General features: G+C 40.7%; 15 protein-coding genes. 3 read left to right on the forward strand and 12 right to left on the reverse strand.

Annotated elements, in window-relative coordinates:
- Positions 1-18: 18 nt before the first annotated feature.
- From BLV66_RS10890 to BLV66_RS10940, 11 genes are all read right to left on the reverse strand, one after another.
- Positions 19-1,950, reverse strand: coding sequence for an alginate lyase family protein (locus BLV66_RS10890; protein WP_086986192.1), 1,932 nt, complete (start codon positions 1,948-1,950; stop codon positions 19-21).
- A gap of 10 nt (positions 1,951-1,960) precedes the next feature.
- Complete coding sequence (locus tag BLV66_RS10895) at positions 1,961-2,245, reverse strand: preprotein translocase subunit YajC (protein ID WP_086986193.1); 285 nt, start codon at positions 2,243-2,245, stop codon at positions 1,961-1,963.
- Between the two features lie 6 nt (positions 2,246-2,251).
- On the reverse strand, positions 2,252-2,665 hold the full coding sequence (locus BLV66_RS10900) for a PTS sugar transporter subunit IIA (RefSeq protein ID WP_086986194.1): 414 nt from the start codon (positions 2,663-2,665) through the stop codon (positions 2,252-2,254).
- 16 nt (positions 2,666-2,681) lie between these two features.
- Positions 2,682-3,497: a PTS system mannose/fructose/sorbose family transporter subunit IID gene (locus BLV66_RS10905; protein WP_086986195.1), complete on the reverse strand. Its 816-nt coding sequence runs from the start codon at positions 3,495-3,497 to the stop codon at positions 2,682-2,684.
- Positions 3,487-4,281: a PTS mannose/fructose/sorbose/N-acetylgalactosamine transporter subunit IIC gene (locus BLV66_RS10910; RefSeq protein WP_086986196.1), complete on the reverse strand. Its 795-nt coding sequence runs from the start codon at positions 4,279-4,281 to the stop codon at positions 3,487-3,489. The genes BLV66_RS10905 and BLV66_RS10910 overlap by 11 nt, the downstream gene beginning before the upstream one ends.
- 28 nt (positions 4,282-4,309) lie before the next feature.
- Positions 4,310-4,804, reverse strand: coding sequence for a PTS sugar transporter subunit IIB (locus BLV66_RS10915; protein WP_086986197.1), 495 nt, complete (start codon positions 4,802-4,804; stop codon positions 4,310-4,312).
- A gap of 18 nt (positions 4,805-4,822) precedes the next feature.
- Positions 4,823-6,031 carry a glycoside hydrolase family 88 protein gene (locus BLV66_RS10920; RefSeq protein ID WP_086986198.1) on the reverse strand — a complete coding sequence of 403 codons (1,209 nt, stop codon included), beginning with the start codon at positions 6,029-6,031 and terminating at the stop codon, positions 4,823-4,825.
- Between the two features lie 28 nt (positions 6,032-6,059).
- Positions 6,060-6,812, reverse strand: coding sequence for a GntR family transcriptional regulator (locus tag BLV66_RS10925; RefSeq protein ID WP_086986199.1), 753 nt, complete (start codon positions 6,810-6,812; stop codon positions 6,060-6,062).
- A gap of 253 nt (positions 6,813-7,065) precedes the next feature.
- On the reverse strand, positions 7,066-10,485 hold the full coding sequence (locus BLV66_RS10930; RefSeq protein ID WP_176974243.1) for a polysaccharide lyase family 8 super-sandwich domain-containing protein: 3,420 nt from the start codon (positions 10,483-10,485) through the stop codon (positions 7,066-7,068).
- Between the two features lie 324 nt (positions 10,486-10,809).
- Positions 10,810-12,120, reverse strand: a complete 1,311-nt coding sequence (locus BLV66_RS10935) for an alpha-glucosidase/alpha-galactosidase (protein WP_086986201.1) — start codon at positions 12,118-12,120, stop codon at positions 10,810-10,812.
- 97 nt (positions 12,121-12,217) lie between these two features.
- Complete coding sequence (locus BLV66_RS10940; protein ID WP_086986202.1) at positions 12,218-13,051, reverse strand: AraC family ligand binding domain-containing protein; 834 nt, start codon at positions 13,049-13,051, stop codon at positions 12,218-12,220.
- A gap of 208 nt (positions 13,052-13,259) precedes the next feature.
- On the opposite strand from BLV66_RS10940, the gene BLV66_RS10945 reads away from it, so the two are divergent.
- Together BLV66_RS10945 and BLV66_RS10950 are read left to right on the forward strand one after the other, a co-directional pair.
- On the forward strand, positions 13,260-13,988 hold the full coding sequence (locus BLV66_RS10945; RefSeq protein ID WP_176974244.1) for a MurR/RpiR family transcriptional regulator: 729 nt from the start codon (positions 13,260-13,262) through the stop codon (positions 13,986-13,988).
- A 115-nt stretch (positions 13,989-14,103) separates the two neighbouring features.
- Entirely contained in the window at positions 14,104-15,549 is a 1,446-nt protein-coding gene (locus tag BLV66_RS10950) for a glycoside hydrolase family 1 protein (RefSeq protein ID WP_086986204.1), read from the forward strand.
- 310 nt (positions 15,550-15,859) lie between these two features.
- Here BLV66_RS10950 and BLV66_RS10955 read toward each other — a convergent pair whose 3' ends face one another.
- Positions 15,860-16,063, reverse strand: a complete 204-nt coding sequence (locus tag BLV66_RS10955) for a hypothetical protein (RefSeq protein ID WP_086986205.1) — start codon at positions 16,061-16,063, stop codon at positions 15,860-15,862.
- Between the two features lie 461 nt (positions 16,064-16,524).
- On the opposite strand from BLV66_RS10955, the gene tnpB reads away from it, so the two are divergent.
- Positions 16,525-17,691: an IS200/IS605 family element RNA-guided endonuclease TnpB gene (gene tnpB, locus BLV66_RS10960; RefSeq protein WP_086986206.1), complete on the forward strand. Its 1,167-nt coding sequence runs from the start codon at positions 16,525-16,527 to the stop codon at positions 17,689-17,691.
- Positions 17,692-17,945 lie beyond the last annotated feature (254 nt).

Below are 17,945 nucleotides of genomic sequence, written 5' to 3' on the forward strand. Positions count from 1 at the left end.
CAACGCCTCCTCCCTTCACTAATAAATTCTTTTGTTACCCTGATGCGTTTTTATATTCAGTCTTCCGTACAAAGGCGTTTCTTCGTAAAAATAGAGCTTATTTCCTTTAAACGTATCTTTATGAGCATAGAAAATATGAACTTTTTCATTATCCTTTACACCCTTGATTTCGAAACCATGCATATAATCTTTTTTCACCTCAGCCGGTACTCCATCTTGTTTAACAGTGACTTCCTGAAGATGTACCTGTTCCTTCGAAAGAATGGTCGCAAATATACCGACATTTTCGAAAGACTGTTCCGCAACGACCATTTTGTTGGATTGCAGCTGATTATATTGCGGTGAATAAAGACTGCCTTTCACCTTGATATGATCAGCTTGAAGCTGCTGCATGAATACATTCGATCCAGCTGAAAAAAGATTCAACGACTCGCCCTCCTCTGTCACCTCTACAGAAGGGTGCAGTTGGAACGAGCGAGAAGCCATATGCACACCTGGCGCATCAACGATATCAAGGATCACAACATAAAACGACTCTTTAAAAAACAACACAATCCTTCTGAAGCAAGCATTTGTGTGTTCGGATGTTTTCCCAGCATAAACAACTTCAGATACTTGAACTTCATCATCTTCATAGACCGATTGTGCAACGGGATTCCCTGCTCGCTCATATTCCCAGGAACCCTTCGGAACGGTAGTTGGATGTCCATCCAGAATGATCACATTATGGGCGTATTCCGACTTCAAATAATTTCTTAGGGGAGATTCCATGTAAGTCCCCCTCCCCGGGTCGACTATGACAGGTGTTCCCCCTAATGAAAAAGAAAAATTACCTAAGCACGCATGCCCGTGCCCGCTACCATGTTTTCCATTATGAAGGCTATAGAATACGTCTTTCTCAGGATTTTTATAGATAATGTTGCCGCTCGCTTCTCCTGAATAGAGAGGTTTTTTCTCCGAGTCCACCTGATTATGTTTGAATTTCATCCCTACATAAAGCAAATATTCATCCGTACGAACAGCTTCATCCGTAGAAAAGACCGCATTCAAGCAATCCCTTTCAATCCGGATATCAACAGGATCACTATCATGCAACGCCAGCAGCTTACCTGACAAGTCCTCCAAATAATAACTTGCTTGAACGCCATTCAAAAGTCTTTCACGAATAGAAAAGGGTGTTTCACGCTCGAGATAATCATAATGCATCATTATCGTGGCGCTACTCATCAATACTTCAAATTGATACAGGGGGCTTTGTTCCCAATGATAGCCATCTCGGTAAAATTGAATACGCAATTGTTGTTCAAATTGATTCCAAGCCCATCCACGTTCTTCTTTTTTTAATGTATCTGGATATAGTAGATCTACGGCCAATATTCCAGTCACTCCGAGTACTCCCCAATTGCTAAGAAGATATTTTTTCTTGTAGTTGGCGAAAATATCCTTAACCTGTAATTCCAAAGAATATTTAATCCGTTGCTCTTCTGCTTCAGATAACGGTGCCAGATGTTGAAAAAGTAGAAGCGATGTCACCCAGTTTCTGCAACGGATTCCCGTGTCGATTATCCGCCATGCCGTCTGATTTGTTTCGTTCTTGACACCTACTTTTTCAATCCAGTCAAATGCAAGTTCTTTCCATTTTTGAATATACTTCTCTTCTTTGGTCAACAAAAATGCTTGGCTGAGTTCCACCATAAAGCCTTGTCTGTTCAGCATAAAGACCCACTCGTCATCTCCATTTGGCGTGAACACCCAATCTATATCCTTAAAATAGTGGGGAATATAACAACACTCCATGTCCAACGGGTCATCAAACAAAAAGATGTTCTGACAGATTAAATTCGCCTTGTAGATGATATGTTTCGCACGCCGTGTATCTTTTACATAAGTAAGCCATTCCTGTTCACAAAAAAGATTTTCATACATTTGAAACGTATGCTTATCAACCACTTTCTCCCCCCTATCCTTGAATCCGTTCTTTATCAATACCAATAATGGCCTGCGGAATCACTTGTATGATGACCTTATCCGCAATCTCAACGCTGTACTTTTCACTATTCATTTGTGTAATTCTGCCGAAAATACCAGAAGAGAGTAAAACAAAATCACCTATCTTCAGCTTATTTCGAAACTGAAGATAGGATTCTTTGTCATTTTTGCGATTACGGTATCGAAGGAACGGCTGGATTATAAAGCTTAGTAAAAAAGTAATGCCTACCAAAACCCAAATCCAATATTCCCTCATCGTTTACTAGACCATTCCACTCTGCATAGACATTATCATGCCTCGGCTTTGTTCGATAGCCTCTTGAATGGCTGCTGCCGCTTCTTCATCTTTTATTTCGGAATAAAGGAATTTCATTGTCAATTCGACAACTAAGCCCAAGTTGATCCCAGAAATGACGTATTGATTTTCGGAGAATTTATTTTCCAACATGACACGAGCTGAAATTTGATGGGGAGCCCCGCCAGTCAAGTCAGCAAAAATAATGACTTGTTCATTATCTTTCAGAAGTGCAGTAACATCCTGTTCCAATACTTCGTGTGTTCTTTCGTCGTTCAGATTGTATGCGACAACGTTCTCATTTTCTCCAATTAATAGGCTGAGCGCGGATAAAACGCCCTCAGGAAAGTTCCCATGTCCAACTATTGCAATTTTATACATTCTTCTACTCCAATCCTTACCCTAAAATTCCTAATGCAGATAATGCAACTCCGACAACCATCAATAAACCGATCAATTTATAAGTGGTCCAATTATATTTCTTGATCAAGATATAAACGACCACTGTCACTAAAACAGAGCCTAATTTTGGTATGATTTTATCCAGTATCGTTTGTAAAGCTACGATTTGTTCCTCACCGGATGCCAACGTTGTGGCATATTGTAATTTCATGTTCACCTTTACGAAATTCACAGCCAATCCAGAGATAACCGTAACCCCGACAATAGTGGCTGCTCTTGATATTTTAGAAATTTGTTGGCTTAACGTGTCAATGATGCTTGTCCCCAACTTATAACCTAATAGTCCCATTGTCAGCTTAATGGATAACATGCTTCCGATCATAGCAATCAAGAATATGATTGGTGCCGCAACAATTCCATCCAAGGCCATACCTGCACAAATAGTGGAGATGAGGGGTGCCAAACCGAATTGGGCAATGGAGTCACCAATACCAGAAAGAGGTCCCATCAAAGCAAGTTTGATACTTCTAGCATCTTCCACATCTTCGCCGTGATCCAACATCGCTAATTGCAAACTAGAGATAAAAGGAACCGTCTGAGGATTCGTGTTGAAAAATTCGATATTTCCATCGACAGCCTCTTTTAATTTTTGCGGTTCATCTTTATATATTTTTTCCAAAGCTGGGAAAATGCTGTAGGCATAACTAGTCCCTTGGTAACTGGTATAGTTGAAACCATTTTGCATAAAATAGGAGCGTAATGACGTTTTAATATAATCCTTTTTTGTTAATACCGGCTGTTTAGATCCCATTTTCAAAGTCCTCCCCTGTCGTCGCTACTACTGCACTGTTTGAAACATCATTTTGTTTGTTATACATGTCAATCAAAGCGAAGATAGCACCGATGATTGCCACGCCCATAACAGGCAGTTCTAAATAAGCGATACAAACGTAACCCAATAAAAGATAGGCTGCGTAGTCTTTTTTGAACATAACGGTCATGATCATCGCAAACCCGATAGCCGGCAATAAGCCTCCTGCAACTGTCAAGCCAGTGACTAACCATTGTGGGAACGCTTCAACAAAAGCTTGCAAACTGGACATACTTACTGCAGATACGAACCCGATGAAAAATCCTACGACTAAAAACGTTAAAAAGGTGGAGTTGGAAAGAAATTTGAACTTCTTATAGTCTTCTTTTTCGATAGCCTTTTTAATCGTTGCGCTTGTACCTGCCATCGCTGTATACGTTGCGGTAACAACTATCTGGAATAAAACGGCAAACGGATATGACAACGCCAAAGCAGATTCTACCGTCATCCCGCTATTTTTCAAAGTGATGGCCATGATTGTTCCGACAATACCAGGTCCCATCGGGTTCGGAGGAACTGTACCACCCGCACCAACACCAAATCCCATAAACGCTAATTCACCAATAGCGCCCATCATCAACGCTGTCGGCAGATCACCCAAAATCAATCCCATAAAGAAAGATAATACGATAACCCGATTTGTATAAAGACCCATCAATTGCCCTGCAAAACAAAATGCCGTGACTAAACCAATCAATAATGCTTGTCCCATGGATATGTCCATACTATTATTTCCTCCTCAAACTTAGTTCCTACAGAAAGTTATTTAAAGTAGCTGCTGTTTTCTCTCCATCATTTGACATTGGAGAAGTGCGTGTATTGAACGTAATGTGATGTTTATCGCGTAAAGTTCTTAAAGATTCTTTATCCTTTTCACCCAAATAAATGAATTGTGAGACCTTTTGTTTCCCTTGATCGGAATGTATATTTCCAATGTTGATTTCTTTAATCGGAAACCCACCTTCTACTAGTCTCAAGGCATCTTCCGGACTTTTCACAACCACAAATATTGTTTGTTGAGGGCTGGCTTTAAAAATCACTTCATTTGTTTTATCGATTGAAAAGAATCGCATGCCTATATCCTTAGAAACTACTGTTTTCATTAACGTTTGTTGAATGGGATTTGTTGCAGCTTCATCATTTGCGACAATCACGAGGTTAACTCCTAGAGAATTTAACCATAATTGACCCTGCCCATGAATAAGTCGTTCATCAATCCGAAGCATCTTAACATTTGGTTGATTCATTATTTTTCCTCCTATTTTTTACCAGTACATTTCCCAGTCTTTGTAATAGCGAATAAGTGCTTCTAAGTAATAATAGTCACCCCAGTTATTCCCCTCGTCCACACCTTTGCCCGAATGCCATGAATAGACTCCGTGATTGATCAAGGCGGTTGCGTTATTACTCAAATCATCTGTATAGCGTGCGATAAGTTCTTTTAAAATAGCGTGTGCGCTATATCTGTACACTTCTTTATATTGGTGTGTTGCCGGTAGATATTTATCCATCAAATTCATGCCACACACAGCAATTGCAGCTGCAGAGCTGTCCCGTGACTGATTGTCTTCTTTACCAAATATTAAATCCCAATAGCAGACAAAGTCTTCTGGCAGACGATTCAAAAAATAATTGGTAACGGCTTCAAATTGAGGGATAGCGGTTTCATTTGGAAGATAGGAATAATTCAATGCGATTCCATAAATCAACCATGCCTGGCCACGTGCCCAAGAAGAACTATCGCTATATCCCTGACGTGTTTTTCCATATAATGGATTACCTGTCGCTGGATCGAAATAGAATGTATGGAATGCTGACGCATCTTCACGAATAGCATTCTTTATCGTTGTTTGATAATGATTATGAGCTATTTCTCGATAATGATCTTTTCCGGTTATATCCGCCGCCCAATAAAGCAGTGGAATATTCAATAAACAATCCACAATCAGACGGTAGTTATCTTCTGCCCCTAGTTCTCCCCAAGCTTGAATAAATTCACCATTCTCTTGGTAGCGGCTGATTAGTTTATCAGCCGCTAGAATAGCCGCTTGTTTCGCAGCCTCATTTCCAGTCAATTTATAGGCTGCAACACATGAAGGTGTGTACAAAAAACCTAAGTCATGATGATCGACTTCAATATTATTGTTTATGCGATGGTAGAATGACTCGACATGCTTTTCTGAAAGTTCTTTGTACTTTTTATCGCCGGTATATTCGTATGCCAACCACAACTGACCTGTCCAAAAACCATTCGTCCACTCAATATTTCCAATTGTTTCATAACTGTTGTTTTTTGTAGCTGGTGCAGGGAAGCGTTCTCCAAATTGCGTTATGTTCTGATCAATTTTCTTGATTGCTTTCTCGATAGCTTCCTCTACAACTTGCTTTGATAACAAGCCTTCTTTGAAGTAACGTTCACTGCTGATCAATTTCTCGATAGCTAATTCTTTACTTTCCAATTCCTCGCAGTTCATATTTTCTCGATTTCCTCCTCCATATTTGTTACTCAATATCATGCAGCGGTACGTCGGACATAATTTGTAAAGCATAGTAATCCGGATGAATATAGGTTTTCGAATATTCAAACGGCGTATTATCTGGATGATAGCTTACTCTTTCATTCAAGAAGACGGGTACATTCTGATCAATTTCCAATTGTTCCGCAACCATTTCATTTATTGGGAATGCAATGGATACCCGCGCTTTCATCGGGAGTCCAAATAAATTGATATTTGTCGCAGCCTTCAAGAAATCCGAAAGAGAAGATGACGCTTTTATTTTTGTTTCCTCGATTGCCGGCAAACGTTTTTTTGCAATATAACTATTTTGAAAAGTCCATGGTGTGCCACCCACCAAACCTACTCTGCAAAAATGAATGATCGGATCATTTGGTTCAATCTTCAACTGTTCAGCAATTTGGGCATCTACGATTTCTTTGACGAACACCCATTTTTTCGTTTCTTCGATTTTTCCGCCAATGGTAGATGCTTTCAATTTTTGATGCATTGGTAGTTCTTCATCGACATAGACTTTTTTATGTTTGTAGCTTTTTCTGACGAAAGTGCCTTCCCCTTGTTTTCTGATCAGATATCCTTCTGCTACTAGGTTTTGCAAAGCTTTCACAGCAGTCGTACTGCTTACGTTGTATTTCTTTTTGATTTCGTCTTCTGAATAAATGCGGTCTCCAGGGCTCAAAGTCCCATCTTCAATCATGCGCTTAATGTCGCCCTCAATTATCTCGTATTTGTATTTCATGTGGATGCATCCTCCGTTTCCTAACTTAACGTGTTAACCCGTTAATGTCATAATATATCTTTGAGGATCATTTTGCAAGTATTTTCGTTAATTATTCGAATTTTTTAAAGCGGGAAAAGGTGGCTTAATTTTCCCGCTAAATCAACACTTTTCATGGTCAAAAATAGGACCAAGCATCTAAAGTCATCTATTCAGTTCCTTCTGAACTTCTGACCGCCCTAAAAACCTGTCTCATTTTCATTTCTGGATCCACCTACTTATTTGCATTGTTGGATTCATTATTATTCAGAGTCTTTTCAGACTTTTCAGACTTCTCAGCTTTACTCTTTTTTCCTTTTGAGATTATCAGTTCAGTGGATTTACCAGCTGAGCCACTTGGATCAATCTGTATTTCCAAACGATTTCCCGTAGTTTTCACAACTACATTTTCCGGCTTGTTAAGAACTTGCAATTTTTTACCGTCTAGTCGCAGATTAATACCAGTATTATTCAACATACTTGGATCGGATACAGAAATTTTGATTGTTTCTTCGGTCTCCTCCATAGTTAAAGAGGCTGCTTGAAACAGCGTTACCGCACCAATTGTAGTTGGGATATTTTCCCATAAATTGATTCCGGTCGCACCCGTTTCCGCATCGTGCACCGCTTGTACGACTCCGTCATTCTTAATGATCGAAACACTATCGGCTTCTACAGCTTTTACTAGTTCTTCCTCTGTAGCGTTCGGATATAAAATATAGCTGTATGTATCCCCATTTGAGTTTTTGCCATGGTCCAACCACATCGTAAAGAAGTCATTTGAAACAACCGCTGCGCTTTGAGTGTAGTTGATATTTTTCCAACTTCCGCTCCTGTTTTCTAATAGGTAATGCACTTCTTGATTGTCAGGGAATACATACCCGATGGATTGTGTTGCTTCGGGAGCCTGCAACAACAGCCAATTCGGATTGGATACAACAGCCGCCTGACCTTTTTCAGTGTTTAACAGCTCGCCATCGCCTAGAACTGCATAATTTTCTTCCGCAATCAGTTTTCGATTTTCAATAATGGTTTCAGCGTTCACACCGGAACTATTTTGAATATCGGCACCCAATGCCACAATTTTATTGCCGAAAATAAACCACGACTTTCTTGCCGACAGATCTCTCGTCCAGTTTTCAAAATCCATCGCGACTGTCCCAAACCGGTTATCTATAACCGAGGCTCCAACAAACGCTTTCGTAGAAACGGTTTCCCCACTCCCATCAACCCTTGGTGAGGTCAGCACTGTTGTTCCAGGCAGTCTGTAGGGGTTTATAGTTGCCCAATAGTCTCCGCTGAATTGCCCAAGATCCCCGTTGTATAGATAAGTCATTCCATCCCCGGTGAACCAACCTTGCCTGTTCTCGTTATTCATGTCTTCATAATTTTGCGTTCTTGTGGAATGCATACTTATTCCAAATGCAAAGTCTTTATTTGGATTACGGTATACAACACGATCCATATTGGCAAAGTTTTTAAACAATTGTGACTGCTCCGCACCGAAGATTGTTTCATCTGATAACAACTCTGATGCTAATGCCATATCCCGGTAATTCCCCACACTCGCAATGTAGTCAAAATAAGTGTCACTTATTAACCAACTCTTGGCCAATTCTTTAAAAGTCGTTGCTATCTCTTCGGGGGCAAACTCGGAAAAACGAATAACAGCCCTTATGACTTCCATAGATGCCGCATGATCCTGCAAATTTTGTCTGGAAATAGCACGTCCTCGTACCATATCCATCAAAGACCCTTTGTAAAGAACGGGGGAAAAACTATTATCGATCCAACTATACACATTTGTCAGATTCGGATCGTCTATTTGATAATCAGTATTCTGCACCACAGTAAGCAATTGAGACAAACCATCAATCAATACGTTTCCATATGAACCCGTATATGGGATATTCGTATGTTGAATAAAGGAGCCGTCCGAATAGAACCCCTCTCCGCTTTCCACATTACTGAACACTTTGCTCAAGGCACCTTTTGCCTCCATTATCGCTTGGGAATCTTCGCGTAAAATTCCTTGTATCAACTTGACCTTGCTGATATCAATTTGGTTCGCACCGGTCGCTTCTTGTTTCTTTGATCCCAAAGTTGCCATCATACTATTCACATCCGGGACAAATATATTGATAGGTTCAGTATATTTCATGATCTGTTCTTTTGTCAGGATAGGATGGAATACTGTCAGAATATCGTTGATGGCACGAGGCGTTCCGATTTCATAGTCCCACCAGTTCCCGGTGATGGTTTTTGTTTCGTTGTATTTATTTGCATATAACCATTCCATGGCGGAAAGCACGTCACGAATCAATGCCTCATTATGAAATAACGTGGATGCCGGTGTAACCGCAGCTTCAGCAAGTTTGTATATTTTCCTGTAGCTGCTTGTGATGGTTGCCGAGGTCCCCGATGCTTCAGAATCCCAAAGATAAACGCGATCGTTACTCTTATACATCGTATCCCATAGTTCTTGTGCGGCCGCGTCTTTCTTTACCTGCATGGCATTCATGTTGCTATCATCAGCATCATAGTATTCTTCTCCAGAAATAAGATTTTCCCAGCGAATGCGTAACGTATCAAAGTCGGTCCACTCTGCAGCAGTGACCTCTACCGCAATTGCTCCTGCCGCTTTTCCTTCTGCATCCAAAATAGAAACGGTTGCAGTTCCAGGTTTAATTGCCTGTAGCACACCATTTTTTACAACTAGGACCTCTTCATCCGACGAAACAGTCGTAAAGCCGGAAGGCAATGTTGTTTCGAACGGTAATAAGACCTGCCCTTGCACCATTTGAACCGTATCCGAAAAATTCGGTAGCGTAGTCCCCATCGATGAATCTGCTGTCACAACTACTGATACCGCATCTGATAAACTCCCATCTGGTGATGTAACAGATATCGTAGCGCTACCCTCTCCTATACCCGTAATAACACCATTTTGAACATTCACTACGCCATTATTCGTTGATTGCCAGTTCAGTGACTCTACAGCAAAATCTGCCGGCTCCACTTGCACTTCAAGCATTTTTGATTCGCCTAAAGTTAACTGAATATCTTCTTGCTCAAGCTTTAGCATCTCGACAACCGGAATTTTTTCTAAAGAAACTGCGTCAAACCAGGCTTTCCCTATTCCAGATTCAAAAAATAATTGAATTCTGATGGAGTCGATATCTATACCTGTCGTTATTTTCTGATGAACTTCAGTCCAATTGTTTGTTCCAGTATAGCGATCCGAATATTCCAAAGATTTCTGAACACCATTCGCATAATATAATATGCGCAGCCTAACACCTTGTGAGCTGACCACATTGTCTGTTTTTATAAACGCCGACAAATCGTAAGTTGATGACGGATCCACTGTAATATCTTGGGAAACCGCAACCCTAGCGGTATCCGTCGCATAAATGTACAGCGATTTTTCTCCATCATACGCCTGCGTGTCATCTACAGTGATAATCGGTTCTCCTGTCGGAACCCAAACATCATTCCAAGCTTCAGCTTTATTTCCTGTCCACTTCCCATCCGAAGCTATCACTTGCTCAAAACTACCATTCACTACTGCATTTTCACTCGCTAAAACAGTATCTGCAGATAGTATTAATAAGCCACACAACAATACAGGTACATTCCTACTCACTCGCTTCATTCCACTCCTCCTAATCCTTAGCTCAAAACGCCTTAAATACGCACGCCACCAAAAAATAGCAATTATTACAATAAAAACCGCACTGAATGCAACCCCTTTCATAACAAATCTCAACAAGTTAACGTGTTAACCCGTTAACGCAATAATACTCGAATAAAAGAACTTAAGCAACTTATTTTTATCCATTACCACCGTTATGGTTTCTGCACGCTGTGACTTCATACTCGGAATACAAAAAACAAGCCCAGCCTCTCGTAATTGAGGTTGCGCTTGTTTTTTAGCGGGATTGGAGTCGTTACAGAATACCTGAAATCCCCTTTTTTTTCATTTATAAGTCGGCAGATAGTCGCCATGGGCAGCGATCAATTCGTCCACCATTGCTTTTATTTCTGAAATGGACAGTTCTGAACTCGCATGAGGATCCAACAATGCCGCTTGATAGATTTTATCCTTCTCAAGCGTCATTGCGGCCTCAACCGTCAACTCCTGGACATTGATGTTTGTTCGATTCAATGCAGCCAGTTGCGTAGGAAGGTTGCCAACATAGGTAGGTTGAACGCCATTTTTGTCCACCAAACACGGAACTTCCACACAGCAATCTTGAGGCAGGTTCGTGATCAGGCCTTTATTGAGAACATTTCCAGCAATCACAGTCGGATTCCCTGTTGTGATCGCATCCATAATATAAGAGGCATATTCGCGGCTTCTTGTGTGTTCCAGCGAACCGTTATTGACGATCTCTTCCCTTTGAAGTTCCCAGCCTTCGATTTGGGTAACGCATCTTCGCAAATATTCATCAATCGGGATTTGCAATTGATCAATCAGTTGCGGATAATTCTTTTTGATAAAATAAGGATGGTACTCCGCGTTATGCTCGCTGGATTCCGTGATGTAGTAGCCAAAATGTTTCATCAATTCAAAGCGCACAGAATCCTTGTGGGGATCAGCGATTGTTGAAGCCAGGCTGCGGATTTCAGGGTAGAAATCTTTTCCGTTCCGGTTGATTTCCAACAGCCAAGCCATGTGGTTAATGCCGGCGATTTTCCATTGGAATTCATCCAGATTGTATTGATCCGTTATCCCCAGATGTTCAAATAATTCTGGCACACAAACTTGAACACTGTGGCACAAGCCTACCGTCTTGATTTTCGTCGCTTTCAGCATGCCCATCGTTAAAATAGCCATCGGATTGGTGTAGTTCAATAACCAGGCATCCGGACAAACCTCTTCCATGTCTTTGGCAAATTCAAACATTACTGGAAGTGTGCGCAATCCTCTGAAAATACCGCCGATGCCGGTCGTATCCCCGATCGTCTGCTGTAATCCATATTTTTTAGGGATCTCAAAATCAATCACAGTGCTCGGTTTGTATCCACCCACTTGGATTGCATTGATGACGAAATTCGCATCTTTCAACGCTTCTTTTCTGTTGCTGAAAGATTTTATTTTAGCGCGGTTTTGATTCGAGTTTTTGTTGATAGTCTTAAGCATCAATTCGGATTCGTTTAAGCGTTTTTCATCAATATCGTATAACGCAATCTCTGCATCTTGAAGACTCGGCGTCAACATCGCGTCCCCTAAAACATTCCTTGCAAAAATCGTACTGCCTGCACCGATAAAACAAATTTTAACCATATCCATGCTCCTTTTTCCATTTGATGTCTCCAGTATAGTTTATTCTTACTGAAACAAAAGTGCATGATTTTAGTTACAGGGTACAATTTTGTAGGTCTTATTTTTCAGCCTTATATTCGGTCGGTGAACTGTGAAACCTGTTTTTGAAGGCCCTCGAAAAAGAGTGTCGGTTCTCATATCCTACCGCGCTCGAGATTTCCTCGATCGACAATTCGGTCGTTTTCAGCAGTTGGCTGGCTTTGTTCATCCGGTACAGGTTCAAATATTTTAAAGCATTCAAGCCCAATTCCTCTTTGATCACCTGGCTGAAATAGGAAGGATGCAGGTACATCGATTTCGCAATTTCTTCGATCGTCAAATCCTCGCGATAATAATTATTTTCCACGTACAACAAAAAAGCTTCGCTGTATTTCGTCCTTTGGCTGACTCGGACCTCCATTTCCACACCTTCATTATGGATTTTGAAGAACGAAAAAATGTCATAGAAGAGCGCCTGATTTACTAGTTTTTTAGAATCATCAAAGAAATCGGATTGCATAAAACTCTCGAATTTTTCCCGCAACGCTTCTTTCGTATCAACTTGCCCAATATAGTCTTTAATGCCGATGCCGTTTGTATGCAGGATTTCTTTAACTTTGTTGCCCGAAAATCCTATCCAATAGTATTCCCAGGGATTTTCCGCATCCGCTTCATAATCGACCAGTTCATTCGGTCGAATCAGAAAAAAATCCCCCGCACCCAAGTGATGCGTTGTATCGTTCACCGTATACCGCCCTTTTCCGCCGATCACAAAGTGCACGATATAGTTATCCCGTAATGAAGGCCCAAATCGATGCCTGCTCTGGCACTTCTCAAATCCCACATTAAAAAAATAAAAATCCGAGAAATAATATTCTTTAAAAAATAAATCCTTAAATGGTTTTTCATTCATGGCATATCCTCTGTTATCTGTTTATTTATCATAACCATAAAGGCCGGGCAACGCTGCTTTCCGATTGGACCGGCTTCGATGGGGTCATTCCTCAGTACCGTTATACACGTAGATTTTAGCACTAATCACAAATAAAAAAAGGGAATTAATGTTAAAATAATGAGGTGATTGTCCAACTAACATGAATTATTCACTTGAGGTGGGAAATGTGGAAACATTGATTTATAATCTTTTAGCATACATAAATAACTCTCTCGACAAAGATATTAACTACCATATAGCGAAAACATTGCTCGAAAATTTTCATAAGATTGAGGGGTTTTCATTAGAAACAGCAGCAGAGATATGTAATGTAGCTCCTTCTACAATGAATCGTTTCTGCAAAAGAATTGGTTTTAGAAATTTTTCGAACTTAAGAAATTCTGTAATTAAGAATGGGGCACCTCTTGAAAAGAACGATATTTACCTAAGTGGAGATAGGTTTATAGAGCAATTAAAGGAAAACGTAGAAATAATTGAAAATATCCCAAGGGAACAGATTGAGCGGATTGTAAAACAAATCAGCAAATCCCGTAGAGTTGTAATACTAGGTTTTGAAAAGCATCAAATCCAAGCTTTGGAGTTACAAAAAAAAATACTTCTTGCAGGGAAATTTTGTGAATGCAATACAAATATTTTTAAACAAATGGATGTTCTGGACATATTGACAGAGGAAGATATGATTATCACTATTTCTATACAGGGATACTTACTATCAGAAGAATTCCTCTTATTTGAAAAACTTAAAAGGACAAAGGGAAAGAAATTACTTATTACCTTCTCGGAGCCACATCAACATCTAGAATTATTTGATGAAATTTTACAGTGTGGAAAAATTGAAAATAGTGCTGTCAGTAGTCAAACGTTATTAAGATTGTTTGATGTATTGTTTCATTGATCCCAATAGCAACATTCTTCTTAGCCTTAAACTGGTCTCTTTTTGACCAGTTTTTTTAGCATCACTAAATTATAATAAAATTAGAAACAAAAAAAGTCGAGAGAAGGAATATAATATGACATTTCCAAAAGGTTTTTTATGGGGTGGAGCTACGGCTGCAAACCAATTAGAAGGAGCTTACAACGAGGGTGGAAAAGGCCTTTCCATTTTTGATATGGTTCAATTTGTACCAAAAGAAGAACGTGCAAATGAAATCGAAATGGATATCAGAAGCAAAAAGGAACTTGAGGATCTTTTAGCAGGAAACGTTGGAGATAACTTCCCGAAACGTCGTGGTATCGACTTCTACCACCGTTATAAAGAAGACATTGCACTGTTTGCAGAAATGGGCTTTAAAACATTCCGTATGTCCATCTCTTGGCCTCGTATTTTTCCAAATGGTGATGAGACAGAGCCAAATGAAGAAGGGCTAGCTTTCTATGACAAAGTATTCGATGAATTACTGAAATATGGAATTGAGCCACTTGTGACGTTATCACACTATGAAATTCCGCTTGCTTTAGTTCAAAAATATAATGGTTGGGCAGATCGACGCGTAGTTGAATTCTTTGTTCATTATGCAGAAACGGTATTTAATCGTTATAAAGGAAAAGTGAAATACTGGTTAACGTTCAATGAAATTAATATTTCAACGCTGTCTCCATATATCGGTAGTGGTGTTCTTATAGATGAAGTAGAAAACAAGGAACAAACGGTTTATCAAGCATTACATCATCAGTTTGTAGCCAGTGCCAGAGCGGTCAAGGCCTGTCATGAAATGATCCCTGATGCCATGATTGGTTGTATGCTGGCTCGTATGGAAGTATATCCAGAAACTTGCAGTCCAGATGATGTATTAGAAGCACTGAAAGAAGACCAAATGAACCTGTTCTTCACTGACGTCCAAGTTCGTGGATACTATCCAAGTTTCATGTTAAGTTATTTTGAAGAAAATGATATTAAGCTTGATATGCTTCCTGGCGATGAAGAAATATTACTGCAACATACAGTGGATTACTTATCCTTTAGTTACTATATGTCAATGGTTGCTAGCGGAGCACCTGGTAAGCAGAAGGAAAAAGGGAACTTCTTTAGTGGTGTGAAAAACCCTTATTTAGAGTCCTCTGATTGGGGATGGCAAATCGATCCTAAAGGATTACGTATTACCTTAAAGAAAATGTATGATCGCTACCAAGTACCGTTGTTTATCGTGGAAAATGGACTTGGAGCCTATGATAAAGTAGAGGAAGACGGCTCAATCAACGACGATTATCGTATTGATTATATGCGTGCACATATTGAGCAAATGAACGAAGCGATCAAAGAAGGTGTGGATCTTATTGGGTACACAAGCTGGGGTTGTATCGATTTAATTAGTGCAAGCACCTCTGAAATGTCTAAACGTTACGGTTTCATCTACGTTGATCAAGACGATTATGGCAATGGTACTTTAGAGAGAAGCAAGAAAAAATCATTTGATTGGTATAAGCAGGTAATTACTACAAATGGAGAAGAACTATAGATAGAACTTAAAGGGGGTGTCTCAAAAATGAGGCAGCCCCTTTGCTTATAGATACACTAGCACCTTATGTTATTCAATAAAAGTAAGTAGTGCCCTTAGGAACGGTCCTTCAATAGGTTCATGGCCAGCGTGTCCCCTGTCTGGATTTCCTGAAGAAGTTGATGAATTCGCTTTTCTGAAAGGACACACCTATGGAACAAACCTCCGTAGCAAGATAAAAAAATAGGCGCGAAATTACCCAACTCAGGTAAGTTCGCGCCTATCTTTATTATTCAGTTGGGTTTTGTCCAGTCTCTATCTGTGTATTCTCTTAAGCGTCACCATCCGAATTGAATTTCACAATCTCTTCTCCTTCGGCATCCAATTCTGGGTCCGGATGTTTGGATTTTGGTATTTGATAGTCCCTTTCAGATTCTGCTTCTCCGGAAACTGGATCTGGATGGGAATGGGCAGCATTTGCTGCGGCCACTTCATTTTCGTGTAATTCTTTTTCAAATTCAGAATTCTTATCCATTACTGTTCCTCCTTCTGATTCACAACGTATAAACGAATTAAAAACGCTTACATTATACTCCACTCATTCTATAACAAGCAAAACAAAATAACAAATGATACGCACAGGCCCAATATCAGAAATCACTATTAGTTTCGGGATTGAAATGGACTCCTGCCTTTTTTAAACTGAATTTTTAGTAAACATTGCTCATTTTAATGTACCGATTCATCTGATCCAGGAGTATTGATCCTTTCTTTTTCATGACATTACCTCTTCCTCAAATTAGAATTTATCTTCAATCCGATAGAAGACTCCCGCCTCAAGGAATGATAGGGCATCGCCCACTGAGTAGGCGGGAGATGAATATCGGTAGGCGTCAGCCTATTTGTTTGTCGAAAAATCTTTTCGCTTCCTACACCTTCACATTTGGAATCGAACTCACGTTCGCGTATAATGGGTGATAGAAGGAGGTGAGCAACATGATCATCCACAAAGCATACAAGTTCCGACTCTGCCCCACGAAGGAGCAACAGATCTTGATTGGGAAGACCATTGGCTGCTCCCGTTTCGTGTTCAACCATTTTCTGTCCAAATGGAACCAATGTTATGAGGATACAGGCAAAGGGCTAAGTTATGGCACCTGTTCAGCCAGCCTGACTGCGCTTAAAAAGGAAACAGACACGCTGTGGCTGCAGGAAGTGGACAGCATCGCGCTGCAGTCATCCTTGCGGAATCTCAGCGATTCCTTCGATCGCTTTTTCAAAAAGCAGAACAGCGCGCCGCGCTTCAATAGCAAACGGAATCCCATTCAGTCCTACACCACCAAACTGACCAATGGGAACATCGCCGTCGTGGGAAACAAACTGAAACTGCCCAAATTGGGGCTGGTCCCGTTTGCCAAGTCTAAGGAATTGGACGGAAGGATCCTGAACGCCACCATAAGGCGGAATCCATCGGGCAAGTACTTCATCTCCATTTTGGTCGAAACCGAGGTTCAGGAGCTGCCCAAGACGGGTTCCGTTTGCGGTATCGATGTCGGCTTGAAGGATTTTGCCGTCCTTTCCGATGAAACCGTCTACAAGAACTTGCGACCTTTCCGCAAACTCGAGCGGAACCTTGCCAATGAGCAAAAAGTGCTTTCCAGACGGCGGGAGCAAGCCAAAAAGGATCGGCGCAAACTGTCCGAATCGAAAAACTACCAGAAGCAACGCGCCAGGGTCGCCGGAATCCACGAGCAAATCAGCAATGCCAGAACCGATTATCTGCAGAAAATATCGACCGAGATCGTCAAAAACCACGACATCATCGGCATCGAGGATCTGCTGGTTTCCAACCTGGTCAAGAATCATAAGCTGGCAAAAGCCATCAGCGACTCCAGTTGGTCCCAGTTCCGGACCATGCTGGAATACAAAGCGTGCTGGTACGGCAAGCAGGTTGTTGCAGTGGCCCGGAACTTTCCATCCAGCCAACTTTGTTCCGGCTGCGGATACCAAAACAAAGACCTGAAGAATCTCGCCGTCCGTGAATGGGAGTGCCCGGAATGTCACACCCACCATGACCGGGATCTGAACGCAAGCATAAATATCAGGAATGAAGCCTTAAGGCTTCTAACCGCAGGAATCTGCGGGGATAGCCTACTCAATTAACCGGGGGATACTTCGGTGTTCGTAGGAATTCTCCACCTCTAAGCGAATGCGTAGGTGGAGGTAGTTCAAAATTATTTACTGCATCTCATTCTACAGCATTTTCCACACAATAAGCACCTCTGTCATCGCTTAACAGACTGTCCAGAAAATGGTTCATTTCTGGACACTTCTATTTTGGTATGATTTTTCTCTAAATGATCTGAAATATGTGTCCATAAACCCGTAACAAATTCTATGTCCAATTAATCAATAGT

Origin of the sequence: Trichococcus collinsii, from assembly GCF_900107505.1 — a bacterium.
Lineage (GTDB): Bacteria > Bacillota > Bacilli > Lactobacillales > Aerococcaceae > Trichococcus > Trichococcus collinsii.